The organism is Micromonospora tarapacensis (assembly GCF_019697375.1).
Lineage (GTDB): Bacteria > Actinomycetota > Actinomycetes > Mycobacteriales > Micromonosporaceae > Micromonospora > Micromonospora tarapacensis.
Genome location: NZ_JAHCDI010000004.1, coordinates 3,628,548 through 3,653,319 on the forward strand (window position 1 = coordinate 3,628,548; position 24,772 = coordinate 3,653,319).

Consider the following 24,772-nt stretch of genomic DNA (forward strand, 5'->3'; position numbering starts at 1 on the left):
GACCAGCCGCCGCGCGACGTGCGCGCCGGGTGCCGAGCCGGAGATTCCCGTCCGGGTCAGTAGGCGCGGGCGAGAACGGCGAGCAGGTCCGGCTCGTCCTCGGCGTCCGGCACCGAGCCGTCGGCGCGCAGCAGGCAGCGGACGGTGACGCCCTGCCCGTTGGCCCTCGCCTCGCCCTCGACGCCGACAGCGGACCACGGCACCCGGGCCCAGCCGGTGGCCGCCACCTCCAACGCCTCGTCCAGCGTCGCCACGTCGACGGTGCGTGATCTCCGGAAGGCGAGTGCCTGGTCGTGCAACGCCCGCTGGTCGGTGTCGAGCGCGGCGAGCACCGCACCCACCACGTCCGCCACCGCGGTGGGCGCCTTCGAGCCGTCGGTTCGCCGGACCACGACCGCGTTGCCGACGGCCAGATCCCGGGGGCCGACCTCGATGCGTACCGGGTAGCCGCGCAGCTCGGCGTCGACGGCGCGACGGCCGAACGCGGTGTCGGTCCGGTCGTCGAGCGCGACCCGGACGCCGGCGTCGCGCAGCGCGTCGCGCAGCTTGACCGCCGCCTCGGTGACGCCGTCGCCGTCCTTGACCACCATGACGTACGCCTGGACCGGTGCCAGGCGCGGCGGCACCCGCAGCCCGTTGTCGTCGCCGTGGCACATGATCAGGCCGCCGAGCATCCGGGTCGAGGTGCCCCAGGAGGTGGTCCAGGCATGCTCCCGGCCCCCCTCGGCCGAGGAGTAGCTGATGTCGAAGGCCTTGGCGAAGTTCTGCCCGAGCTCGTGGCTGGTGCCCAGTTGCAGCGCCTTGCCGTCACCCATCATGCCTTCGCAGGTGTACGTGGCGGTCGCCCCGGCGAAGCGTTCCCGGGAGGTCTTGAGCCCGACCATCACCGGGATGCCCAGCACGTTGACCATCAGGTCCTCGTACGCCTCGTGCAGGATCTTGCGGGCGTAGGCGCGGGCGTCGGAGCGGGTGGCGTGCGCGGTGTGCCCCTCCTGCCAGAGGAACTCGCTGGTGCGCAGGAAGATCCGTGGCCGTAGCTCCCAGCGGACCACGTTCGCCCACTGGTTGAGCAGCAGCGGCAGGTCCCGGTACGAGTCGATCCACTTGGCCATGAACTCGCCGATGACCGTCTCACTGGTGGGCCGCACCACCACCGGCTCGGCCAACTGCTTGCCGCCACCGTGGGTGACCACCGCCAGCTCGGGCGAGAAACCCTCGACGTGCTGGGCCTCGCGCTTGAGGTAGCTCTCCGGGATGAAGAGCGGGAAGTACGCGTTCTCCGCGCCCGCCGCCTTGATCCGGTCGTCCATCTCGGCCTGCATCCGCTCCCAGATGGCATAGCCGGCCGGCCGGATCACCATGGTCCCCCGCACCGGCCCGTTGTCGGCCAGCTTCGCCTTGGCGATGAGGTCCTGGTACCAGCGGGGAAAGTCCTCCGCCCGGGGAGTGAGCACGCGCGCCATGACCGCACATCCTATGCGCCCCGTACCCACCTCCCTCGGCCAACCCACCACCACCCCCCACCGCCGTGGACGCCGCTCCGGTGGGGATGGTCAGGACAGGGGGTGGCCGCGGAGGATGAGGCGGGTCGGGGTGCGGAGGGCGTTGAGGTCTCCGCGGGGGTCTGCCGGGTAGACGGCCAGGTCGGCCAGGCCGCCTTCGACCAGGCCGGGGAAACCCAGCCACGCGCGGGCACCCCAGGAGGCGGCGGCGAGCACGTCCATCGTGGACATGCCGGCCTGCTCGTGCAGCAGCAGCATCTCCTCGACCGCGAGCCCGTGGCCGATGCCGCCCCCCGCGTCGGTGCCCACGTAGATCGGCACCCCCGCCTCGTACGCGGCCCGCACCACCTCGGGGAAGCGGTCGCGCAGGGCGAGCATGTGGTCGGCGTACCCCGGGAACCGGGCCCGGGCCTGGTCGGCGATCCCGCCGAAGGTCCGGATGTTGATCATCGTGGGGACCAGGGCGGTGCCCTGGCGGGCCATCAGGTCGATCAGATCCAGGCTGAGCCCGGTGCCGTGCTCGACCGAGTCCACCCCGGCCCGCACCATGATCTCCACCGCCGACTCGCTGAAGGTGTGCACGGCGGCGCGCACCCCGGCGGCGTGCGCGGCGGCGACCGCCGCGGTCAGGGTGTCCGCGTCCCAGGCCGGCGCGAGGTCGCCCATCCCCCGGTCGATCCAGTCGCCGACCAGCTTGACCCAGCCGTTGCCGGCCGCCGCCTGCTCGGCCACCGTGGCGGCGACCTCCGCCGCGCCGACCTCCACCCCGATGTCACGCAGATAGCGCTTCGGTGGCGCGACGTGCCGGCCGGCGCGGGCCAGCCGGGGCAGGTCCGACTCGTCGTCCAGCTCCGGATAGGGGTACGGGGAGCCGGCGTCGCGGATGGCGAGGACACCGGCGTCCCGGTCGACGCGGGCCAGGGCGCGGGCCTGGTCCAGCGAGGTGATCGGCGCGCCGCCGCGGGCGATGCCGATGTGGCAGTGGGCGTCGACCAGACCGGGCAGGATGAAGCCGCCCTGGGCGACCGTCTCGGCGCCGGGCACCGGATCGAAGGTCACCCGATCGCCGACCAGCCAGATGTCCCGGACCTCGTCGTCGGGCAGGAGCACACCGCGCACATGCAGAGCCATGGGCACAGTCCTACCCGATCACTCCTCGTCGCGCGCGAGGAGGCCCGCCCGCCGCGCGGTCAGCGCGGGCAGGTCGACCGAGACCTTCCAGGGCCGCTCGCTGACGAAGAGATCCTCGGTGTGGGTGGCGACCACGTCGGGCCGGGACTCGTTGCGCCGGTCGATCCGCATCGACAGGTCGATGCTGACCAGGTAGTCGGGTGGGCAGTTGACCCGCAGTGCGAGCAGTAGCTCGACACAGAGGTCCTGATGCAGGGCGGTCGGCGACGGCACGATCAACCTTCCGCTGACCAGTTCGTACGGAAGGTCCTCCGGCAGGTCGCCGAGGTCGTCGACCGTCCACTCCGACCGCTCGGGCGGGATGGGCAGCACGGGGGCCACGGTCATGACTCCTCCTTCCGGGGGCGACATCACCCTAAGCGCCGACAATGCCACCCGCCGTCACCGACACGCTCAGCGGGGCCCCTGGTCCCCCTTGCCGAGCTTGTTGAAGTCGATCTTCGGCAGCTTGAAGCCGGGTGGTAGGCCCTGGCCGGCCGCCAGGTCGTCCGGGTTCATCCCCGGCGGCAGCTGCGGCATGCCGCCCGGGAAGCCACCCGGCAGCCCGCCCTGGGCCCCCGGGTGCCGGCGCCGCTCCGCGGCCGGCCGCCACCCTTGGTGCCCTTGCGCTTGTTCTTCGGGCTCTTGGTGGCCTTGCGCCGGCCGCCGCCGGGCAGGCCCATCATGCCGCCCATCTGCTTCATCATCTTCTGCGCGTCGGTGAAGCGGTTGAGCAGCTGGTTGACGTCCATCACGGTGACGCCCGAGCCGTTGGCGATCCGCGCCCGCCGGGAGCCGTTGATGATCTTCGGGGTGGTGCGCTCGGCCGGGGTCATCGACCGGATGATCGCGGTGATCCGGTCGAAGTGCTTGTCGTCCAGCTCGGCGAGCTGGTCCTTCACCTGCCCCATGCCCGGCATCATGGCCAGCACGTTGGCGATCGGCCCCATCCGACGCACCGCGATGAGCTGGTCGAGGAAGTCCTCCAGGGTGAACTGCTCGCCGCCCATCAGCTTGGCGGTCATCTTCTCCTTCTGATCGGTGTCGAAGGCCGCCTCGGCCTGCTCGATCAGAGTGAGGACGTCGCCCATGCCGAGGATCCGGCTGGCCATCCGGTCGGGGTGGAAGACGTCGAAGTCCTCCAGCTTCTCGCCGGTGGAGGCGAACAGGATCGGCTGCCCGGTCACCTCGCGGACCGACAGCGCGGCGCCGCCCCGGGCGTCGCCGTCGAGCTTGGAGAGCACCACGCCGGTGATGCCCACGCCGTCGCGGAACGCCTCGGCGGTGCGCACCGCGTCCTGGCCGACCATCGCGTCGATGACGAAGACGATCTCGTCCGGATCCACCGCGTCCCGGATGTCGGCGGCCTGCTGCATCATCTCCGCGTCGATGCCGAGCCGGCCGGCGGTGTCGACGATGACCACGTCCCGGGCGGCCCGCCGGGCGTGCTCGATGGAGGACTTCGCCACCTGCACCGGGTCACCGACGCCGCTGCCGGGCTCGGGGGCGTACACCTCGACGCCGGCGCGGCCACCGAGCACCTGGAGCTGCCCGACGGCGTTGGGCCGCTGGAGGTCGGCGGCCACCAGCAGCGGCTGGTGGCCCTGGGCCTTGAGCCAGCGGGCCAGCTTGCCGGCGAGCGTGGTCTTGCCGGAGCCCTGGAGACCGGCGAGCATGATCACCGTTGGCGGCTGCTTGGCGAACTGGAGCCGGCGGCCCTCACCGCCGAGGACGGCGACCAGCTCCTCGTTGACGATCTTGATGATCTGCTGGGCCGGGTTGAGCGCCTGGGAGACCTCCGCACCGCGCGACCGCTCCTTGACGTTCGCGATGAAGCCCTTGACGACCGGGAGCGCGACATCGGCCTCCAGCAGCGCGAGACGGATCTCGCGCGCCGTCGCGTCGATGTCGGCGTCGGTGAGACGTCCCTTGCCGCGGAGCTTGGTGAAGATCCCGGAAAGGCGGTCACTCAAGGTGTCAAACACGCGAACATCCCGTTTGTCGTCTTCGGCGGGCACTGTGCGGACGGGTAGGTGTCGGCCGACCCACCGCTAGCCTAGCCCGCCGTCCCCAGGACCGCTCCGGCCCGGCGGGCTCAGACGGCGGCGAGGACGGCCGCCTCCAACCGGTCGCGCTCGGCATCGGAGGGCCACGGGCCGACGAGGTAGAAGGCATCCACCACGTCGCCACCGAGCGTGGCGATCCGGGCCGCCCGGACCTGCGCGCCGACCGCGTCCAGCGCGCTGGTCACCCGGTAGAGCAGACCGGCGGCGTCGGCGGCCCGCAGCTCCAGCAGCACCGCGTCCGTGGCGGCGTCGCGGTGCCAGACCACCCGCGGCTCGGCCCCGGCCCCCGTGCGGCCAGGGCCCTCCGCGCAGCCGCTGGGTCACCGACACGTCGCCGCCGACCGCGCGGCGCAGGTCCGCGCTGAGCGCCACCGGATCCGGTGCCAGCCCGTAACGCGGCTGCACCCGGCACTCGACCAGCGCCCGGCCGTCCACCGTCGAGGCGTCGGCGGCGAGCACCTCCAGCCGGTGCAGCGCCAGGCAGCCGGCCACCGTCGCGAGCAGGCCCCGCCGGTCGGCCGCGGCCACGGCCACCCGGTCCCCGGTCAGGTGTACGACCGGCAGCGGCCCGGCCACCAGCGCCGGGTCCGGTGCCGGTGGTGCGGGTACGTCACCGGTGTCGAGCGTGGTGCGGACCCGGGCGACCAGCTCGGCGACCAGCCGCCCCTTCCAGTCCGACCAGGCGGCCGGACCGGTGGCCGCGGCGTCGGCGCGGACCAGCGCGTACAGCAGGTCGAGGGTGGTCACGTCGCCGACCGCCTCGGCCACCCGGGCGATGGTGACCGGATCGGAAAGATCGCGGCGGGTGGCCACCTCGGGCAGCAGCAGGTGCAGCCGGACCAGCGTGCCGATCAACGCGGCCTCGGGCGCGGGCAGGCCGATCCGGGCCGCCACCGCCTCGGCGATCGGCGCACCGACGCGCGAGTGGTCCCCGGCGAGCCCCTTGCCGATGTCGTGCAGAAAGGCGCCGAGCAGCAGCAGGTCGGGCCGGTCGACCTCGCGGGTGTGCCGGCCGGCCTCGAAGGCGGTCTGCACCAGGTGCCGGTCGAGGGTGAACCGGTGCACCGGATTGTGCTGGGGCAGGCTGCGCAGCCGGGTCCACTCGGGCAGCCAGCCGTCGATCAGCCCGTACCGGTCGCACGTCTCCCAGGCCGGGAGCAGGCCCGCGCCGGCGCCCAGCAACGTGGTCAGGGCGGACCGGGCCTCGGCCGGCCAGGGGTCGGCAGCGGCGGGCAGTACGCGGCCAGCCACTCACAGGTGGCCCGGGCGATCGGCAACCCGGTGGCCGCCGCGGCGGCCGCCACCCGCAGCGACAGGCTGGCGTCGGGGCGGGCGCCGATGGCGGTGCGGGCCAGCACCAACTCGCCGTCGTGCTCCACCACGTCCCGGGCGACCGGCCGCCGCACCGGCCGCCCGTCGGCGCCCCGGCGGCGGCCGGAACGCAGCCGGTCGGCAGCCCGGAAGGCGTCGTCGAGCGCATGACTGACGGTGCGGGCGTCGCCGGCCACCCGCCGTAGCAGGGCGTCGCCGTCGCCGTCGCCGGGCCGGAGCGCGGCATCGGCCGCGCCGGGCCGGGCCGGGTCGTCGGGCGAGCCGGGTCGGGGTTCGGGCGGCCCGACGTCGGGCGGGGTGAGCCGCAGCCCGAGCAGGGCGGCCACCCCGTCGCGTTCCTGGGCGAGCAGCCGGTCGATCCGCCGGCCGACCTGCTGGTGCAGCGCGTCGCGGGTGTCCAGCAGCCGCCGGTGCGCCGCGTGCACCGCGGGACGCAGCGCATCGGTGATCCCGGCGGTGGCGATGGCACGCAGGATGCCGACGTCGCGCAGCCCGCCGGCCGCCTCCTTGAGGTCACCCTCCAGCAGGAAGGCCAGCTCACCATGGGCCTGCCAGCGGGCGGCGGTGCTCTCCCGCAGCGGGGCGAGCTGGCGTACGGCCGTGCGCCGCCAGTGGTCGGTGGCACTGCGCACCAGCGTGTCGGCGAGTTCGGGGTCACCGGCGACGAGCCGGGCGTCGAGCAGCCCGAGGGCCACCTTGACGTCGTCCTGGGCGACCGACAGCGCCTCGGCGACGGTCCGCACGGAATGGTCCAACCGCAGGCCGGCATCCCAGATCGGGTACCACAGCGCGGCGGCCAGCTCGTCGATCGCGGGCACCCCGGCGTGCACCAGCACCAGGTCGAGGTCGCCGTGGGGGCGCACTGCCGCCGGCCCAGCCCGCCCACCGCGACCAGCGCGACGCCCGTCCGGGCGGGCAGCAGCCCGGCCAGCCAGGCGTCGTACACGTCGGCCCGGGATCGACGCGCCGTCGCGCCGATCCCGGCCGGTACGCCGACGACCTCGTTGACCAGGAGGTCGGCGCTGTCGGAGGGTTCCGAGGCCGCCCTACTGGTCAACGAGGTCATCGATGATGTTCCTACAGGGCGTCCAGGCCGCGTTCGCCCGTACGTACCCGGACGACCTCCTCGACACCGGTCACCCAGACCTTGCCGTCACCGATCTTGCCCGTCCGGGCCGCCCCGACGACGGCGTCGACGATCTTCTCGACGTCGATCTCGTCGGTGAGCACCTCGACCCGGATCTTGGGCAGGAACTCGACGGTGTACTCGGCGCCCCGGTAGACCTCGGTGTGGCCCTTCTGCCGTCCGTAGCCCTGGACCTCGCTCACGGTCAGCCCGGCCACGCCCAGCGTGTGCAGGGCCTCCTTGACGGCGTCCAACTGGTGCGGCTTGATGACCGCGGTCACCAGCTTCATGTCCAACCCCTCCATTCCGCAGAACGTTAGCCGGCGACCTTTTCGCTTACCGGTTCGGTGGTCTCCTTCGGCGTGGCCGACGCAGCGATGCCCGCGGCGGCGAACGCACCGCCGCCACCACCACCCGTGGTGCTGAACTCGTACGCGCTCTCCGCGTGCTCGGCGTTGTCGATGCCGTCGACCTCCGCGTCCGCGCTGGCGCGGAAGCCGATGGTCTTCTCGATCGCGAAGCCGATGAGGTACGCGACCACGAACGAGTAGGCCAGCACGGCGACCGAACCGAGCGCCTGCTTGCCCAGCAACGCGATGCCGCCGCCGTAGAGCAGACCGTTGTTGCCCTCACCGGCCAGCACCTCGATGGCCAGGAAGCCGATGAGCAGCGAGCCGATGATGCCGCCGACCATGTGCACGGCCACCACGTCGAGCGAGTCGTCGTACTTGAGGCGGTACTTGAGGCCTACCGCCAGGGCACAGACGACACCGGCGATGACGCCGAGCGCGATGGCACCGAGCGGCTCCAGGAAGGCGCAGGCCGGGGTGATGGCGACCAGACCGGCGATGGCGCCGGACGCCGCACCGAGGGTGGTCGGCTTGCCGTCACGGATCTTCTCCACCAGCAGCCAGCCGAGCACCGCCGCGGCGGTGGCCACCTGAGTGTTGATGAACGAGACCGCGGCGGTGCCGTTGGCCGCGAGGGCCGAGCCGGCGTTGAACCCGAACCAGCCGAACCACAGCAGGCCCGCGCCGAGCAGCACCATCGGTAGGTTGTGCGGCTTGAACTTGTCCTTCGGCCAGCCGACCCGCCGACCGAGCACCAGCGCCAGCGCCAGCGCCGCGGCACCGGCGTTGATGTGCACGGCGGTGCCGCCGGCGAAGTCGAGCACGCCCAGCTCGAAGATCCAGCCGCCGCCCCACACCCAGTGCGCCACCGGGAAGTAGACCAGGGTGGCCCACAGGCCGGCGAAGAGCAGCCACGGGCCGAACTTGGCCCGGTCGGCGATCGCGCCACTGATCAGTGCAACGGTGATCACGGCGAACATCAGCTGGAAGCCGGCGAACAGCAGGTCGGGGATGCCCCCTTCGGTGCCGCTCTCCAGCATCCCGCGTAGCCCCGCGGCGGAGAGATCACCGGTGATCCCGCCGACGTCCTCACCGAACGCGATGCTGTAGCCGTAGAACACCCACAACAAACTGACCAGGCCGATTGCACCGAAGCTCATCATCATCATGTTGAGCACGGACTTGGATCGCGTCATGCCGCCGTAGAAGAGCGCCAGGCCGGGCGTCATGAGCAACACCAGCGCGGCAGAAGTCAAAATCCAGGCGGTGGCACCAGAATCTAGCTCCGGCACGCTGCCTCCTCTCGGGTTGTTTTCCTCCCTCCCGGCACCGCGCAGCATCGCCCGTACGCCGGTTGCGCGGAAGCCTGGTAGTCCGCTGTTTCGCCCAGGGTCCCCAGCTGGTTTCCGAACTGTGACGGCTTGTTTCGGACGTGTGAAGAACGCCCCTCGCATCAGCGACTTGGTGGGGGGCGGATCGGCCATTTGGTGTGGATCGATGCCCCGTCGGATCAACGCAGGGCGTACTCGAGGGCATGCCGCTCGTAGTCGAGCAGCCGCAGATCCCGCATCGGCCGGCGCAGGTGCCCCTTGTGCACGATCCGGACGAAGGCCGGCTCCCCCGCCGCGGCCATCCGGCGGATGCCCTCCACGTGGTCGACGATCCGCTTGCGGATGGTCCGGATCAACCGGTGCCGGTCGCGCGGAATCAGCCCGTACGCGTCGGCGAAGAGCCGCAGCCGGCGGGGCCGGTCCGGATGCTTCCAGCCGAGGGTGATCGAATCCCGGTCCGAGAAGATCGGCACCCAGGTCCACGCCGCGTACGCCACGTCGTAGATCCGCGCCCCCGGTGAGGCGAGGTCGAAGTCGATCAGGCCGAGGGTGCCGTCCGGCCGCCAGATCACGTTGTGCGGCGCCGCGTCGTGATGGCAGATGACCTCGGTGTCCGGCGGCGGCGGGCCGAAGGAGCGCCACACCGCCTGTGCCGGCGGGACGAAGCCGTACTGGGCGTCGTGGAACATCCGCAGCATGGTGGCGACGGTGACCAGTGCCTCGTCGGTGACCCAGTGCCGGGCCAGCGGGTACTCCCCGCACTCCCCCTCCAGGTACGACAGCACCTCCCGGTTGCGCTCGTCCATGCCGAGGGCGCGGGGAGCACCGGTGAACCCGACGTACTCCAGGTGACGCAGCAGGGCGTGCACCGACGGCGTCCACGGCCCGGCGTTGCGCCGCACCGTGTCGCCCACCCGCACCACGGTGCTCACGTTCCCGCCGTGCAGGGGGATCTCCTGCGAAGTCACGTACGGTCTCCCGAGGCGCTGCGACGGTTGGCTCGGGTCGCGCCAGCCCGCGTACGCGCGATCGTCTCTGGTCACTCGAGGTTACGCGGTCGGACCGGAGGTTTCGGTGCCCAGCAGCGCGTCGACGAACTGCGCCGGGTCGAACGGTGCCAGGTCGTCGGGGCCCTCGCCGAGGCCCACCAACTTCACCGGGATGCCGAGTTTGCGCTGCACCGCGATCACGATGCCCCCCTTGGCCGTGCCGTCGAGCTTGGTCAGCACCACCCCGGTGACGTCGACCACCTCGGTGAAGACGCGGGCCTGCTCCAGGCCGTTCTGGCCGGTGGTGGCGTCGAGCACCAGCAGTGTCTCGTCGATCGGTCCGTGTCGGGACACCACCCGCTTGACCTTGCCCAGCTCGTCCATCAGGCCGATCTTGTTCTGGAGCCGGCCGGCGGTGTCGACCAGGACCGTGTCGACGCCGGTCTCGATGCCCCGCTTGACCGCGTCGAAGGCGACGCTGGCCGGGTCGGCGCCCTCCGGGCCGCGGACCGTCTCGGCGCCGACCCGACCGGCCCAGGTCTCCAGCTGGTCGGCGGCGGCGGCCCGGAAGGTGTCGGCGGCACCGAGCAGCACGCTGCGGCCGTCGGCGATGAGCACCCGGGCGATCTTGCCGCAGGTGGTGGTCTTGCCTGCGCCGTTGACACCGACGACGAGCAGCACCGCCGGCACGCCCTCCTTCGGCGCGGTGTGCAGGGAGCGGTCCAGCCCCGGGTCGAGGGCGTCGACCAGCTCGGCGGCGAGCAGGGTGCGCAGCTCGGCGACGGACCGGGTGCCCAGCACCCGGGTCCGCTCCCGCAGCCGGTCGACGATCTCCCGGGTGGCGTCGACCCCCACGTCGGCGGTGATCAGGCTGTCCTCGATCTCCTCCCAGACGTCCTCGTCGAGCCGGTCCCGGCTGAGCAGCCCGAGCAGCCCCTTGCCGAAGACGTTCTGCGAGCGGGACAGCCGCGACCGCAGCCGCACCAGCCGTCCGGCGGTCGGCTCGGGCACCTCGACGGTCGGTGCCGGCGCCTCGACGGTCGGTGCCGGCTCGACCAGGACACCGGTGGACAGGTCGGCCTCCGGTGCCTGCACCGGCGGCCCGGCCAGGTCCTCCTCGGCCCGGGTGTCGACCTCCGCACGCGGCAGCGGCGGCTCCGGCCGGCGACGCAGCCGCGGCACGACCAGCCCGATGCCGCCGAGGATCAGCACGCCGAGCAGGGCGAGAGCGATGAGGAGGTATTCCGTCATGCCGGAATCCTGTCAGATGCGGGCGACCGCGTCTCAGCCACCGCTGCCGGCATCCGCCCGGGACGCGGCAGTAGTCTCGGCCACAGTCGGCGGTGCCGGCGCCGCCGGCCGGGTACGGCAGGATGAAGCTCTCTCACCTGGAGGTTCCGCATGCCCGCCGAGCTGCTCATCGGCCCCCTGCTACGCCGGGTCGTCGGCACTCGCGCCACCGTCTGGGTCGAGACCACGGCACCGGCGGTGGTCACCGTCCGCACGGCCGACGGCGCCGCCGGAAGCGCGCCCACCTTCACCGCGTACGAGCACCACTACGCCCTCGTGGTGGTCGACGGACTCGTCCCGGACAGCACCTCCCCGTACCAGGTGCTGGTCGACGACCAGGTGGCCTGGCCGCCGCCGGACAGCCGGTTTCCGCCCAGCGTGATCCGCACCCGTGCCGCCGACGACCGGGACCAGCCGGTCCGCCTGCTCTTCGGTTCCTGCCGGGAGACCACCCAGCACGCCACCACCCGCAAGCTGCCGCCGGACGCGCTCGACGCGTACGCCCGGCGGGTGCTGGCCGACCCCGACCCGGCGGCCCTGCCAGACCTGCTGCTGCTGCTCGGCGACCAGGTCTACGCCGACGAGACCTCGCCCACCGTGAAGCGGCTGCTGCGCCGCCGCCGGCGCCGCCCCAAGGGCGCGCCCGGCGACCAGGTGGTGAGCTTCGACGAGTACACCAAGCTCTATCTGGAGTCGTGGGGCGACCCGGAGATCCGCTGGCTCTTCTCCACCGTACCGAGCGTGATGATCTTCGATGATCACGAGATCATCGACGACTGGAACACCTCGGCCGCCTGGCGGGCCGAGATGCGGGAGCAGACCTGGTGGGGCGAGCGGATCGCCAGCGGCCTGGCCTCCTACTGGGTGTACCAGCACCTGGGCAACCTGTCCCCGGACGAGATCGCGGCTGATCCGGTCTTCGCCAAGGTGAGGACGGCCGAGGACGCCACCGAGGTGCTGCGCGAGTTCGGTGCCCGGGTCGACCTGGAGGCGGACCTGGCCCACGACACCGAACGCTGGCGCGCGGTGCAGTACCAGTGGAGCTACGCGCTCGACCTGGGCCGGACCCGGCTGGTGATGCTGGACAGCCGGTGCAGCCGGGTGCTGGTGCCGGGCCGGCGGGCGATGCTGCCGCCCGGCGAGTGGTCGTGGTTCGTCGACCGCGCCCACGGCAGCTACGACCATCTGGTGGTCGGTTCCTCGCTGCCCTGGCTGCTGCCGCCCGGCATCCACCACGTCGAGGCGTGGAACGAGAAGCTGGCCGACTCGGCCCGGCCCTGGGTCGCCGGGCTGGGGGAACGGCTGCGCCGCGCGCTCGACCTGGAGCACTGGGGCGCGTTCCGCCGCTCGTTCGACGCCCTCGGCGCGCTGTTCGCCCGGCTCGGCAGCGGCGACCCCGGCACGCCCGACGACCGCAAGGGCGCCGGTCCGGCGTATCCGCCGCCGGCATCGATCAGCGTGCTCTCCGGTGACGTGCACCACTCGTACGTGGCCCGGGCCCGGTTCGCCGACTCGACCGTCCACACACCGGTGCACCAGCTCACCTGCTCGCCGATCCACAACCAGGTGCCGGCCGGGATGCGCCCGCTGATGCGGCTCGGCTGGGCGCGCGGAGCGGCCGGGGCGGCCCGCGCGCTGGCCCGCACGGCCGGGGTGCGCCGTCCGTTGGTGAGGTGGCGACGGCTGGCCGGGCCGTACTTCGGCAACGCGGTGGCGACGCTCACCCACGCCGGCCGTGGCGCCGAGGTGAGCATCGAGGGCACCACCAGCGACGGCCACCTGCGCGAGGTGGCCCGGCACCGGCTCGCCGGGCCCGGCTGAGCACCGCTGATACGCGGCCCCCGCGCGGACACCGTCCGGCGGAGCGCCACCGCGTGATCCGCACCGGCCTCCGGGACCCGGGGGACGGAACAAACGAGTCGCCGATTGTCGGACCTCCGGCCAGGATGGCCGGATGAACTGGCGAGCACCGGAGATCACCCGAACCCCCGAACCGTACGTCGGCGACGAGCGCACCATGCTCGACGGCTGGCTCGACTATCAACGGCAGACCCTGCTGCTCAAGTGCGCGGGCCTGACCGCCGACCAGTTGCGCGCCGCAAGCGTCGAACCCTCCGGGCTCACCCTGCTCGGGCTGGTGCGACACCTGGCCGAGGTGGAGGCCTGGTGGTTCCGGGAGAGCTTCGCCGGTGCGGCCGTCGACTATCCCTACGGCTCGGAGGAGGACCCGGACGCCGACTTCGACGTCGGCGCCGCCGACGCCGAGGCCGACCTCGCCACCTACCACCGGGAGGTCGAGCTGGCCCGCGCCGCCGTCGCCGGCCGGTCGCTCGACGAGACCTTCACCGAGATCGGCCCGAAGCGACGGACGTTCAACCTGCGCTGGGTCTACGTCCACCTGATCGAGGAGTACGCGCGCCACAACGGGCACGCCGACCTGATCCGGGAACGCATCGACGGCGTCACCGGCGCGTGACCGGTCGCAGCTGATCGGCTCCGGCCACGACCGCCGCGTCCCGATCGGCCGTCAGCCGGCCGGCGCCAGTACGGCCCGCAGGTAGCGCAGGTCGGCCGGCCCGGTCCAGCGGTACGCGGACAGACCCGCCACCCGGGCGCCGCGGACGGCCCGGTCCTCGTCGTCGACGAAGAGCACCCGGGCCGGCGGCGTCTCCAGCGCCGCGCAGGCGGCCTGGAAGTACTCCGGAGCCGGCTTGTGCACCCCGATGACCGAGGAGTTGACCACCACGTCCAGCTCGCCGGTCAGGTCGAGCGCGGCCAGGTCGGCGTCGAGCAGGTCGGTGGCGTTGGTGCCGAGTCCGACCCGGATGCCGGCCGCCCGCGCCTGGCGGACGAACGCCAGCACGTCCGGGTCGACCTCACCGCGGTACCGCTGCCACTGCGCCACCGCCGCACGGGCCCGCCCGGCGTCGCCCACCGACTGGGTGAGCGCGTCCGCCACGCTGGTCATCCAGTCGGCATGGCTGATCCGGCCGGTGAGCGCCGGTTGCAGCCACCCCCACTGCGCGGCGATCTCACCGAGCACTCCCGCGGTGAGGCCGTACTCCCGCTCGACGCCGGCCGCGACCGCCGGATCCCAGCGCCGCAGCACCCCGTCGAAATCCACCAGGAGCGCCGTCGCGCGTTCCCGAGCCACTACCCGTTCTCCTCGCCGCGGCGCTGCCGCTCGTCGTCCCCGTCGGCCCGGTTGAGCCGTTGGCTGATCACCTGGGTCACCCCGCCGCGCATGGTCACGCCGTACAGCGCGTCGGCGACCTCCATGGTCCGCTTCTGGTGGGTGATGACGATCAACTGACTCTTCTCCCGCAGCTGGGCCAGCAGCATGATGAGCCGGCCCAGGTTCACGTCGTCGAGGGCCGCCTCCACCTCGTCCATGATGTAGAACGGGCTGGGCCGGGCGCGGAAGATCGCCACCAGCATCGCCACCGCCGTCAGCGACCGCTCACCGCCGGAGAGCAGCGACAGCCGCTTGATCTTCTTTCCGGGCGGGCGGGCCTCGACCTCGACGCCGGTGGTCAGCAGGTCGTCCGGGTCGGTGAGCACCAGCCGGCCCTCGCCGCCGGGGAACAGCACGGTGAAGACCTGCTCGAACTCCCGGGCGGTGTCGGCGAAGGCGGTGGCGAAGACCTCCAGGATCCGCTCGTCGACGTCCTTGACCACGGTGAGCAGATCCCGGCGGGTCGCCTTGAGGTCTTCCAGCTGCTCGGCGAGGAACTTGTACCGTTCCTCCAACGCGGCGAACTCCTCCAGCGCCAGCGGGTTGACCTTGCCCAGCAGGGCCAGTTCCCGTTCGGACTTCGCGGCCCGCTTCTCCTGCACCGGCCGCTCGTAGCGGACCGGCTCCGGCACCGGCAGGCCGTCCCGTTCCGCGGCGGCCACCTCGGCGTCGGTCGGGGGCACCGGCTGGCCCGGGCCGTACTCGGCGATCAGCGTCTCCACGGTCAGGCCGAAGTCCTCGGCGGCCTTGGCCTCCAACTGCTCGATCCGCAGCCGCTGCTCGGCGCGGGCGACCTCGTCCCGGTGCACCTGGCCGGTGAGCCGCTCCAACTCCCCGCCGAGCCGCTTCGCGGCGGCCCGCACCTCCTGCAGTTCCGCCTCGCGGGTGGCCCGCTCACGGGCCACCGCGTCCCGGTGCTGCCCGGCCTGGTCGATGCTGGTGGTCAGCCTGGCCAACGCCTCCCGCGCGCCGCCGGCGACGGCTCGGGCGACGGTCGCGCCCCGGGTCCGGGCCGCCCGCCGTGCCACGGCCCGCTCCCGCGCCGCCCGCTCGGCGATGGCCTGACGGCGCAGCGAGTCGGCCCGCCCGGCGATCGACGCGACCCGCTCCTCGGCGGTACGCACCGCGAGCCGGACCTCCATCTCGTTCTGCCGGGCCTGCGGCACCATCGCGGCGAGCTGGTCCCGTTCGTCGGTGGAGGGCTCGGCGTCCACCGGGGTCACCTCCGCCAGCCGCAGCCGCTCCTCCAACTCGGCCAGCGCCGTCAGGTCCCGCTCCCGGGCCGTCTCGGCGCGGGAACGGGACTCGCCCAGCCGGTCGGTCTCCGCCTTCGCCGACCGGGCCGCGGCACCCAGCTCGGCCAGCCGCCGGGCGGCGGCGTTGCGGTGGCTCTCCGCCTCCCGCTTGGCGGCGGCGGCGTGCTGCACCGCCTCCTTGGCGACCGCGACCGCCGCCCGTGCCTCGACCAGTTGCTCCCGCAGCTCGGCGCTGGACCGCTCGGCCGCCAGCCGGTTGGCCCGGGCCTCCTCGACGGCCGCCTGCACCTCGATGTAGCTGGGCGCCTTGGCCGACCCACCGGCTGCCGCGTAGGCGCCGACCACGTCACCCTCCCGGGTGACCGCCCGCAACTCGGGATTGCCGGCGACCACCTCGGCGGCGGCGGACAGGTCGTCGACAAGCACCACGTCGCGCAGCGCCCGATGCACCGCGGGACGGATCCGCGCGTCGCAGTCGACCAGGTCGGGTGCCCAGTGGGCACCGTCGGGCAGCTTCGGTCGCAACGCGTCGACCGAACCGGACATCCCCGGCCCGGCGGGACTGCCCACCAGCAGCCCGGCGCGCCCGGCGTCGGAGATCTTCAGCAGGCGCATCGCCTCGACGGCCTCGTCCACGCCGGTGACCGCCACCGCGTCGGCCAGCCCGTCGAGCGCGGCGGCGAGCGCCGCCTCATGGCCCGCGGCGACCGTGAGCAGGCCGGCGAGGCCGCCCAGCAGACCGGGCACCTGGTCGGCGCGGGCCAGCAACGCCCCGGCACCGTCCTTGCGGCGCAGGCCGAGGGCGAGCGCCTCCTCACGGGCCTTCCAGGTGGCGGCGTCCTTCTCCGCCGCCCGTTCGGCGTCGGACAGGGACCGGACCGTCGCCTGCGCCCGTTCCTGGACGGCCACCGCCTCGTCGTGCCGGGCGTCCAGGTCGGCGTTGTCGCGGTCCGCCTCGGTGGACTGCTCGGCGACCGCGTCCAGGTCGGACTGGGCCCGCTCGGCCCGGGCCGACGCGTCGGCGTGCGCGGCGGCGAGCCGTTCGATCTCCTCACCGGCGCTGGTGGTCCGCGCCCGCGCGGAGTTCACCTGCCCGGTCAGCCGGGCCAGCCCCTCCCGCCGGTCGGCGATCGCCTTCGCGGCGGCGACCAGCTCCGCTCCGCGGCGGCGAGCTGCCGTTCCAGCTCCTGGCGGTGCTCGACCGCCTCGGCCAGGCGGACCTGATCGTCGGTGAGCGCCGCGCGCAGCTCCTCCTCCTGCTCGCGGACCCGTTCGGCCTCGGCCTCCAACTGGTCCGGATCCCGACCCGGGCGCTCGTCGTCGGGAGTCGCGCTCAGATGCCGCAGCCGCTCCACCGCGAGTTGCTCGGTCGAGCGGAAACGCTCCTGCAACGCGGAGAGCTTGTACCAGGTGTCCTGGGCGGCGGCCAGCAGCGGAGCGTCGGTCGCCAGCGCCTCCTCCAGCTCGCCGAGGCGGGACTGCACCTGCTCGTGCTCGGCCTCCACCTGTTCGCGCCGCTGCCGCAGCGCGGTCTCGTCGGCGATCTCCCGGTCCAGCGTCGTCCGCAGGGTGGCGAGGTCGTCGGCGAGCAGCCGCAGCCGGGCGTCGCGCAGGCCGGCCTGGATCACCGCGGCCCGGCGGGCCACCTCGGCCTGCCGGCCGAGCGGCTTGAGCTGGCGGCGCAACTCGGCGGTGAGGTCGGTCAGCCGGTTGAGGTTCGTCTGCATCGCGTCGAGCTTGCGCAGCGCCTTTTCCTTGCGCTTGCGGTGCTTGAGGACGCCGGCCGCCTCCTCGATGAACGCGCGCCGGTCCTCCGGTTTGGCGTGCAGCATCCCATCGAGCCGGCCCTGCCCGACGATGATGTGCATCTCCCGGCCGATGCCGGAGTCCGACAGCAGCTCCTGGATGTCGAGCAGGCGGCAGGAATCGCCGTTGATCTCGTACTCGCTCTCGCCGGAGCGGAACATCCGGCGGGTGATGGAGACCTCGGTGTACTCGATCGGCAGGGCACCGTCGGTGTTGTCGATGGTGAGGGTCACCTCGGCCCGGCCCAGCGGGGCCCGGCCGGCGGTGCCGGCGAAGATGACATCCTCCATCTTGCCGCCGCGCAACGCCTTCGCACCCTGCTCGCCGAGCACCCAGGCGATGGCGTCGACGACGTTGGACTTGCCGGAGCCGTTCGGGCCCACCACGCAGGTGATCCCCGGCTCCAGCTTGAGCGTCGTCGCGGAGGCGAAGGACTTGAAGCCCTTCACCGTCAGGCTCTTGAGATGCACCTTCTCGATCCTCGTCCGGTGGCCGCCGTACCGTTGCCCGGCTGCGCGGACCCTGGTAAACCCGCAGACTAACCCGATACCGGGTGGGGCACGCGACACGACCCACCTGCCGGCGGTCCCGCACCGCCCGGTCTTCGCCTGCGCACCGAACGGCCATGTCGAACCGGTCCGCACAGAGCTGCGCGCCGGCACATCGTGTCGGCGCGCTTTGTGCGGTGCTGCTATTCGGTTGTGGCGAGCCGGTTGGGATCAGTCGCTCGGTGGCGACCAGTCAGGTCAGGTCAGCGCGGGCTCGGCCAGACGGAGCAGATCGTCCGCCTCCGCCGCAGCCGCCGCGAGCCGATCGTTCTCAGCACGCAGCCGGGTGACCTCGAACTCCAGTGACTGAACCCTGGCACGCAGTCGGGTGACCTCGTCGAGCAGCCGCCGGTCGGGCGCTGCACCTACGTGGCCGAAGAGGGCCTTCGCCATTTTGACTCCTTGATATGCGCTGCCGGAGAGGCCGGCCAACGCGCGCCCCTGTGAACGCGACTATCATTCCCACGAATTCTGGGCATGGCCGGGCGCGACTGGCGACATCTCCATATTGAGCCGACAGCCCCTGCTTCGTCAAGTTCCCGCAGGCCGTAGATCATCTCGGCGTCGGCCGTACCCCTCACCGGGAGGCTGCCACGAGGCGCGGACACGCTCTGTCCGGACGCCCCGACTCTACGCTGGCGAAACGCCGAACACCTCACCCGGACGGACAGCCTCGCCTTAACTCTTCCTTAGCCACGTTGCTGCTGCTCGACCCCGATGCGTAGCGTCACCCCGGCCACTAACCGACCCGTGGAGGCGACAGGCGTGCACGGCTGGAACGATCCGATCGACCCGGAGGGCCGCTCCCGGCGACCGGAACCGCCGACCGATGACCCGGCCTGGCTGACCGACCGACCGGTGCCACGGTCGTCGTACCTGTTCGGCGACGAGGCGGCGAGCCCGTCCGACCGGTGGTACCGCGACCAGCCGACCGAGCAGTGGCAGCCCGACGCCTCCTTCCGGGAGCAGCCCGACGCCGCCTTCCGGGAGCACGGGGGCCGGCGCTACCGCGACGACCAGTACCACCACGACGGCCGGCACCACCGGGCCGTCGAGCCGGCAGGCGGGCACTACGGGCCGGCCGCCGACGACTGGTCGGTCGAGGAGCCCACCGCTGCGGCCGGCACCGCCGACGACCGGACGGCCGTCCACCCGATGGACTGGGCCGGACGCCACGCGACGCCGCCGGCCGCTCCATACGACGCCGGCCCGTACGACGCCGGCCCGTACGACGCCGCTCCGTACGACGCCGGCCGGCAGTACGACGATCAGCCCGGCGGCTACGGCCTACCGGGTGTCCGGTCCCCCTACCGCGTGCCGGACACCGAACGCCATGACGTGGCCGGGATCGACAAGCGGGACGGCGGGACGGCCCCGGCCGGTCGGCGGTCCCGCCGGCTGCCGCGCCCCTGCTCATGGGCGGCGCCGCCGCGGCCGCCACCCTCGTGGTGAGCCTCGGCGTCGCGGCACTCGCCCTGCCCGGTGACGACACCCCGACGAACACCACCGCCGGCGAGGCCCCCGTCGCCACCGCACCGGCCCAGCCCGAGCCGGACGAGGCGATCCTCCTCGACGCGCTCGACAGCCCGAGCCCGAGCCCGAGCATCTCCCCCAGCAGCACGTCGCCGTCGCCGTCGCCGAGCCGGACGGCCAAGCCCAAGCCCGCCCCCGCACGCAGCACGGCGGCCTCCCGGCAGGGCACCGAGCGCCAGGGCAGCCCGAGCCGTGGCACCTCGGCCAGCCCATCCCCCTCCAGCACGGCCACCTCCGAGGCAGCCCAGGTCGTCGAGTTGGTCAACGCGGAGCGGGCGAAGGCCGGCTGCGGCGCGCTGAGCATCGACGAGAAGCTGACCACCGCGGCACAGCGGCACAGCCAGGACCAGGCCGACCACCAGGACATGTCGCACACCGGCAGCGACGGCAGCGATCCCGGCGACCGGATCGACCGCGTCGGGTACGCCTGGCGCACCTACGGCGAGAACGTGGCCTGGAACCAGCAGACGCCGGCCGCCGTGATGGACGCCTGGATGAACAGCGAAGGGCACCGGGACAACATCCTGAACTGCGCCTTCACCGAGATCGGCGTCGGCGTGGCGAGCAGCAACGGGCCGTACTGGACGCAGGTCTTCGCCGCCCCGCGCTGACCCCCGCCCCGCGCTGACCCCGCGCTGGACTGACCTCGTACCGGACTGCCCGGCGCCGTTGCGACCGGGCCGCCGGCGCGCCCGGTCGCCGCTTCGCCAGGGCCGACCGCGAATCCTGGTCGGGTCCGCGCTCGTTTGACCGGGTGAGGTGCGCCGGGGCGTGGCGTACCGGCTCGGGCGGCCCGGTGCCGACCCGCGACCTGCGGAGCTGGCGATGCGGATCGGCCTGGGCGGGCAACCGGCACGGGGCAGCTGCCGGACACTGCCGGCCGGTCTCGCGCTCGCGCTGCTCGCCGCGCTGGCCGGCTGCCGGCCGGACCTCGCCCCGCCCGGCGCGCCGACCGGTTGGCCGGCCGCCTCGGCCCGGCACTGGCAGTGGCAGTGGCAGCTGGACGGGGTGCTGGACCCGGAGGTCGAGGCCGAGGTGTTCGTCCTCGACCCGGTCGACACCACCGCGGCGCAGACCGCCGAGCTGCGCTCCCGGGACCGCCGGCTGGTCTGCCAGGTGCACGTCGGGTCGGTCCACCGCAGCGACCCGGACGAGAGCCGGTACCCCGCACAGGTACGCGGTGCCGCGGCGGCCGGCACCGGGCGCAGCTGGCTGGACGTACGCCGGTGGGACATCGTGCGGCCGGTGCTGGCCGACCGGTTCCGGCTCTGCCGCGGCAAGGGGTTCGGCGCCGTGGTGTTCGCCGACGCCGACGGCTACGACCGGCGCTCCGGCTTTCCGCTGGAGTTCGACGACCAGTTGACGTTCAACCGCCGGGCCGCCACCCTGGCCCGGTCGCTCGATCTCTCCCCCGGCCTGCTCGGCAACCTGCGGCAGGTCGCCGCGCTGGCACCGGACTTCGACTTCGCGGTCAACGAGGAGTGCGTACGGCTGACGCAGTGCGACAAGCTGCTGCCCTTCGCCGACGCCGGCAAGCCGGTCTTCCACGTCGAGTACACCGGCGCCACCACCGACTTCTGTGTGACCAGCGTCGGCTACGGCTTCGCCTCCATCCGCAAGAACCGCATCCTCGACGCCTGGCGGCTGCCCTGCCCGGCGCCCTGAGGCGCCGGCTCGCCGCGATCAGCCGCGCAGCACGGCCCGGGGCCGCGGCTGACAGCGCGGGCAGCTGTACGACGACCGGTTCATGAACGCCTCGCGGCGGATCGACGCGCCGCAGCGGTGGCAGGGCTGCCCCTCGCGGCCGTACGCGTTCAGCGACCGGTCGAAGTAGCCGCTCTCACCGTTGACGTTGACGTAGAGGGCGTCGAAGCTGGTGCCGCCCGCGGTGATCGCCTCGCCGAGCACGTCCCGCACGTGCGCGAGCAGCCGCCGGGCGGCCGGGCCGGTCAGCGCGTCGGTGGGCCGGATGCCGTGCAGTCCCGCCCGCCACAGCGCCTCGTCGGCGTAGATGTTGCCCACTCCGGAGATCAGGCTCTGGTCGAGCAACGCCCGCTTGACCTCGGTTCGCCGCCGGCGCAGCGCGGCGACGAACTCCGCGTCGGAGAACTCCGGATCCAGCGGATCCCGGGCGATGTGCGCGATCTCCGCCGGCAACGCGCCACCGCCCTCGCTGACCGACAGCCCGCCGAACGTCCGCTGATCGACGAAGCGCAGCTCGGGGCCGCCGTCGTCGAAGCGGAACCGCACCCGCAGGTGCGTCTCGTCGGCCGCGGCGGCGGGTTGCAGCAGCAACTGCCCGGACATCCCGAGATGGCCGACCACCGCGTCACCGCTGTCCAGCGGCAGCCAGAGGTACTTGCCACGCCGCCGCACGTCGAGCACGGTCCGGCCGGCCAGGACATCGGCGAAGTGGGTGCCGCCGGGCGCGTGCCGGCGCACCGCCCGGGGATGACGCACCTCGACGGAGGAGATCCGGCGACCGCTGACCCAGCGGGCCAGCCCCTGCCGGACGGTCTCCACCTCGGGCAGCTCAGGCACGGTGCGCCTGGGCCTCGACCTCGGCGGTCACGTCCGGCGGCACGTCACCGGTCGCCGCGTCCACCCGGCCGTCGACCGCCTCCGCCGGGCCCTCGGCGGCCGGCTCGGTGAGGGTCCGCCAGGCAGCCTCCGCCGCACGCTGCTCGGCCTCCTTCTTGCTGCGTCCCTCGGCACCGCCGTACCGGTTGCCGGCGACCACCACCCACGCCGTGAACGTCTTCAGATGATCCGGCCCGGTTCCCTCGATCCGGTACTCCGGGACGCCGAGACCGAGCGCCGCGGTCAACTCCTGGAGGCTGGTCTTCCAGTCCAGCGCGGCGCCCCGACCGGCCGAATCGGCCATCAGCGGGTCGAACAGCCGGTGGATCACGATGGCGGCGGTGTCCAGCCCGTACTGGAGGTAGATCGCACCGAGCAGCGCCTCCAGGGTGTCGGCCAGGATGCTCGCCTTGTCCCGGCCGCCGGTGGTCTCCTCGCCCTTGCCGAGCAGCAGGTACTGGCCGAGACCGTCCGGGCCCAGCCCGCGCGCCACGTCGGCGAGCGCGCGCATGTTGACCACGCTCGCCCGCAGCTTGGCCAGCTGCCCTTCCGGCAGATCGGGGTGGTTCTCGAAGAGCGCCGTAGTGATCACCACGCCCAGCACCGAGTCGCCGAGGAACTCCAGCCGCTCGTTGGTGGGCAGGCCGCCGTTCTCGTACGCGTACGAGCGGTGGGTGAGCGCCCGCTCCAGCAGTTCCGGGTCCAGTGACACGCCGAAGGCGGCCTCCAGGTGCCCGATCGAGGGCCGCCGGCGCTTGTCAATGCTCATGGTGTGGGTACCTCGGTGTCGGTGGTGCGATCGGTGCGGTCCCCGGCGAGCAGCGCGGCGACCCGGTGGGTGGCGTCCCGCCGCCACAGCTGGGCGGCCAGGGCGATGCCGGAGGCGATGTCGTCGGCGCGGGCGGCCCCGTGGCAGACCACCACCGTCCCGGCCACTCCGAGCAGGGCTGCCGCCCGGGGCGCGCCACCGCCGGGAGGCGACCCGCCGGCCATGGCGTACGCGCCCTCGACCGCCTTGAGCAGCACGTTACCGGTGAAGCCGTCGGTGACCACCACATCGGCGCGGGTGCCGAGGCAGACGTCGTACCCTTCGACCAGGCCGATGTAGCGGGCGTCGCCGGGCAGGGCGGCCGTGTTGAGCATGGGGTCGGCCAGCCGGCGGGCCCGGTCGCCCTTGCCCGGCTCGGTGCCCACGGAGAGCAGCCCGACCCGGGGCGCGGCCACCCCGTAGGCGAGCGCGGCGTAGGCGGCACCGAGCATGGCGTGCCGGGTCAGTGCGGCCGGGCTCGGCTCCAGCGAGCCGCCCACGTCGAGCAGCACGACTGGTCCGGCGACGGCGGGCAGGGTGGCGGCGAGTGCCGGGCGGCGGACCTCCGGCCAGCGACCGAGGCCGAGGGCGGCGGCGGTGACGGTAGCGCCGGTGGACCCGGCGGAGACCAGCGCGTCGGCCTGGCCGGCGCGGAGAGCGGCGACGGCAGTCCGGACGGTGGTCTCGGCCCGGGCGGCGCTGGGATCGTCGACGGCGTGGGCAGGTCGAACCGCGATCCGGGCGCGTTGCGCCGGATCGAGGGCGTCGATCAGCGCGCCGGCCACCTCCGGGGGGCCGACGAGCAGCAGATGCAGGTCCGAGTCGGCGCGCACCGCCCGCAGAGCGCCGTCCACCACGACGGCGGGAGCTTCGTCCCCGCCGAGGAGGTCAACGGCGATCCGTGCGGTGCCCGGCTCCGCCCCGACGCCGGCCGGGGAGAGCCGGCCGGCGTCGGCGGGAGCAGCGGGCGATCGCCGGGAGGTGCGCGTCACCCGACCCGTGGTCGGAGACGTCACTCGGTACCCGGGTCAGACCTCGAGGACCTGGCGACCGTTGTAGGTGCCGCAGACGGAGCACGCGGTGTGCGGCAGCTTCGCCGACTTGCACTGCGGGCAGGCCACGGTCGCGACCGCCGCGGCCTTCCAGTTCGCCCGGCGGGACCGGGTGTTGCTGCGCGACATCTTGCGCTTGGGGACGGCCACGGTTCTTACTCCTCTGTACGGGTCAGTTGCGACAGGCCCGCCCAACGCGGGTCGATCTGCTGGTGACTGTGCTCGGCCGGCAGATCGTCCCGGTGCACCCCACATTCGGGGCACAGGCCCGGGCAGTCCTGGCGGCAGAGCGGGTTGGTCGGCAGCGCGAGCACCACCGCGTCCCGCAACGCCGGTTCCAGGTCGATCAGGTCTCCCTGCATTCGGCCGACCTCGTCCGACTCGGTGGTGGCGTCCGTGGTGCTGTTCACGTATGCGTACAGCTCCTGGATCGTCACCGTCACCGAGTCGTTGATCTCGCGCAGGCAGCGCCCGCACTCGCCCCGGATCGGACCGCTGACGGCCCCCGACACGAGCACGCCCTCGGAGACCGACTCCATCCGCAGATCGAGGTCGAGGCCCGCGCCCTCCGGCACGAAGATCAATTCCACGCCGAGGTCCGACGGCGCCGGGACCACCCGCTTGAGGGTACGCAAGGCACCAGGCCGGCGCGGGAGGTCCCTCGTGTCGAGGACCAGCGGCGACCTGGGGTCGAGTGAACTGGGTGAGTGCTTGGGCATAGTCAGACTCCGGCCGGTGAGAGGCCGACAAACGAGGTTACCTGGACGGACGCCCCAGCGTCGAACCGGGGGCGACCAG

General features: G+C 73.2%; 17 protein-coding genes and 4 pseudogenes. 4 read left to right on the forward strand and 17 right to left on the reverse strand.

Going from position 1 to position 24,772, the window contains the following annotated elements; all coding sequences use genetic code 11:
- Positions 1-56: 56 nt before the first annotated feature.
- From proS to ftsY, 9 genes and pseudogenes are all read right to left on the reverse strand, one after another.
- Positions 57-1,463, reverse strand: a complete 1,407-nt coding sequence (gene proS, locus KIF24_RS22345) for a proline--tRNA ligase (protein WP_221085690.1) — start codon at positions 1,461-1,463, stop codon at positions 57-59.
- Between the two features lie 90 nt (positions 1,464-1,553).
- Positions 1,554-2,633, reverse strand: a complete 1,080-nt coding sequence (locus KIF24_RS22350) for an amidohydrolase family protein (RefSeq protein ID WP_221085691.1) — start codon at positions 2,631-2,633, stop codon at positions 1,554-1,556.
- An 18-nt stretch (positions 2,634-2,651) separates the two neighbouring features.
- Positions 2,652-3,020, reverse strand: a complete 369-nt coding sequence (locus KIF24_RS22355) for a Uma2 family endonuclease (RefSeq protein WP_221085692.1) — start codon at positions 3,018-3,020, stop codon at positions 2,652-2,654.
- Between the two features lie 66 nt (positions 3,021-3,086).
- Positions 3,087-4,657, reverse strand: a pseudogene (gene ffh / locus KIF24_RS22360) (signal recognition particle protein).
- A gap of 110 nt (positions 4,658-4,767) precedes the next feature.
- A pseudogene (locus KIF24_RS22365) lies at positions 4,768-7,136 on the reverse strand ([protein-PII] uridylyltransferase).
- A gap of 11 nt (positions 7,137-7,147) precedes the next feature.
- On the reverse strand, positions 7,148-7,486 hold the full coding sequence (locus KIF24_RS22370; RefSeq protein WP_170147604.1) for a P-II family nitrogen regulator: 339 nt from the start codon (positions 7,484-7,486) through the stop codon (positions 7,148-7,150).
- 26 nt (positions 7,487-7,512) lie between these two features.
- Positions 7,513-8,886: an ammonium transporter gene (locus tag KIF24_RS22375; protein WP_221085693.1), complete on the reverse strand. Its 1,374-nt coding sequence runs from the start codon at positions 8,884-8,886 to the stop codon at positions 7,513-7,515.
- Between the two features lie 170 nt (positions 8,887-9,056).
- On the reverse strand, positions 9,057-9,920 hold the full coding sequence (locus KIF24_RS22380; RefSeq protein ID WP_221085694.1) for a phosphotransferase: 864 nt from the start codon (positions 9,918-9,920) through the stop codon (positions 9,057-9,059).
- Positions 9,921-9,926: 6 nt separating this feature from the next.
- On the reverse strand, positions 9,927-11,117 hold the full coding sequence (gene ftsY, locus KIF24_RS22385; RefSeq protein WP_221085695.1) for a signal recognition particle-docking protein FtsY: 1,191 nt from the start codon (positions 11,115-11,117) through the stop codon (positions 9,927-9,929).
- A gap of 150 nt (positions 11,118-11,267) precedes the next feature.
- Here ftsY and KIF24_RS22390 point away from each other — a divergent pair, with 150 nt between their 5' ends.
- Both KIF24_RS22390 and KIF24_RS22395 read left to right on the forward strand, forming a co-directional pair.
- Positions 11,268-12,977 (forward strand): alkaline phosphatase D family protein, encoded by a 1,710-nt coding sequence (locus KIF24_RS22390; RefSeq protein ID WP_221085696.1) that lies wholly within the window; start codon positions 11,268-11,270, stop codon positions 12,975-12,977.
- Between the two features lie 133 nt (positions 12,978-13,110).
- Positions 13,111-13,632 (forward strand): DinB family protein, encoded by a 522-nt coding sequence (locus KIF24_RS22395; RefSeq protein WP_221085697.1) that lies wholly within the window; start codon positions 13,111-13,113, stop codon positions 13,630-13,632.
- A gap of 51 nt (positions 13,633-13,683) precedes the next feature.
- Here KIF24_RS22395 and KIF24_RS22400 read toward each other — a convergent pair whose 3' ends face one another.
- From KIF24_RS22400 to KIF24_RS22410, 3 genes and pseudogenes are all read right to left on the reverse strand, one after another.
- The gene (locus KIF24_RS22400; RefSeq protein ID WP_221085698.1) at positions 13,684-14,310 is read right to left on the reverse strand and encodes an HAD-IA family hydrolase; all 627 of its coding nucleotides are present in this window, start codon (positions 14,308-14,310) and stop codon (positions 13,684-13,686) included.
- A pseudogene (smc, locus tag KIF24_RS22405) lies at positions 14,310-17,923 on the reverse strand (chromosome segregation protein SMC). Before smc ends, KIF24_RS22400 begins: the two are co-directional and overlap by 1 nt.
- Before the next feature lie 276 nt (positions 17,924-18,199).
- Positions 18,200-18,394 (reverse strand): hypothetical protein, encoded by a 195-nt coding sequence (locus KIF24_RS22410; RefSeq protein ID WP_111213647.1) that lies wholly within the window; start codon positions 18,392-18,394, stop codon positions 18,200-18,202.
- 372 nt (positions 18,395-18,766) lie between these two features.
- On the opposite strand from KIF24_RS22410, the pseudogene KIF24_RS35175 reads away from it, so the two are divergent.
- Positions 18,767-20,145 (forward strand): annotated as a pseudogene (locus tag KIF24_RS35175) (CAP domain-containing protein).
- A 160-nt stretch (positions 20,146-20,305) separates the two neighbouring features.
- A complete protein-coding gene (locus KIF24_RS22425) occupies positions 20,306-21,199 on the forward strand; it encodes an endo alpha-1,4 polygalactosaminidase (protein ID WP_331461242.1) in 894 nt (297 codons plus the stop codon).
- An 18-nt stretch (positions 21,200-21,217) separates the two neighbouring features.
- Here the strand turns inward: KIF24_RS22425 and mutM are convergent, their stop codons facing one another.
- The 5 genes from mutM to KIF24_RS22450 all read right to left on the reverse strand — a co-directional run bounded on the left by mutM (position 21,218) and on the right by KIF24_RS22450 (position 24,693).
- A complete protein-coding gene (gene mutM / locus KIF24_RS22430) occupies positions 21,218-22,075 on the reverse strand; it encodes a bifunctional DNA-formamidopyrimidine glycosylase/DNA-(apurinic or apyrimidinic site) lyase (RefSeq protein ID WP_221085701.1) in 858 nt (285 codons plus the stop codon).
- Positions 22,068-22,883, reverse strand: coding sequence for a ribonuclease III (gene rnc / locus KIF24_RS22435; RefSeq protein WP_230415844.1), 816 nt, complete (start codon positions 22,881-22,883; stop codon positions 22,068-22,070). Before rnc ends, mutM begins: the two co-directional genes overlap by 8 nt.
- Positions 22,880-23,821 carry a phosphate acyltransferase PlsX gene (locus KIF24_RS22440; protein WP_331461392.1) on the reverse strand — a complete coding sequence of 314 codons (942 nt, stop codon included), beginning with the start codon at positions 23,819-23,821 and terminating at the stop codon, positions 22,880-22,882. The genes rnc and KIF24_RS22440 overlap by 4 nt, the downstream gene beginning before the upstream one ends.
- A 129-nt stretch (positions 23,822-23,950) precedes the next feature.
- Complete coding sequence (rpmF, locus tag KIF24_RS22445) at positions 23,951-24,124, reverse strand: 50S ribosomal protein L32 (RefSeq protein ID WP_119573075.1); 174 nt, start codon at positions 24,122-24,124, stop codon at positions 23,951-23,953.
- Positions 24,125-24,129: 5 nt separating this feature from the next.
- The gene (locus KIF24_RS22450) at positions 24,130-24,693 is read right to left on the reverse strand and encodes a YceD family protein (protein ID WP_221085703.1); all 564 of its coding nucleotides are present in this window, start codon (positions 24,691-24,693) and stop codon (positions 24,130-24,132) included.
- Between the last annotated feature and the right edge of the window lie 79 nt (positions 24,694-24,772).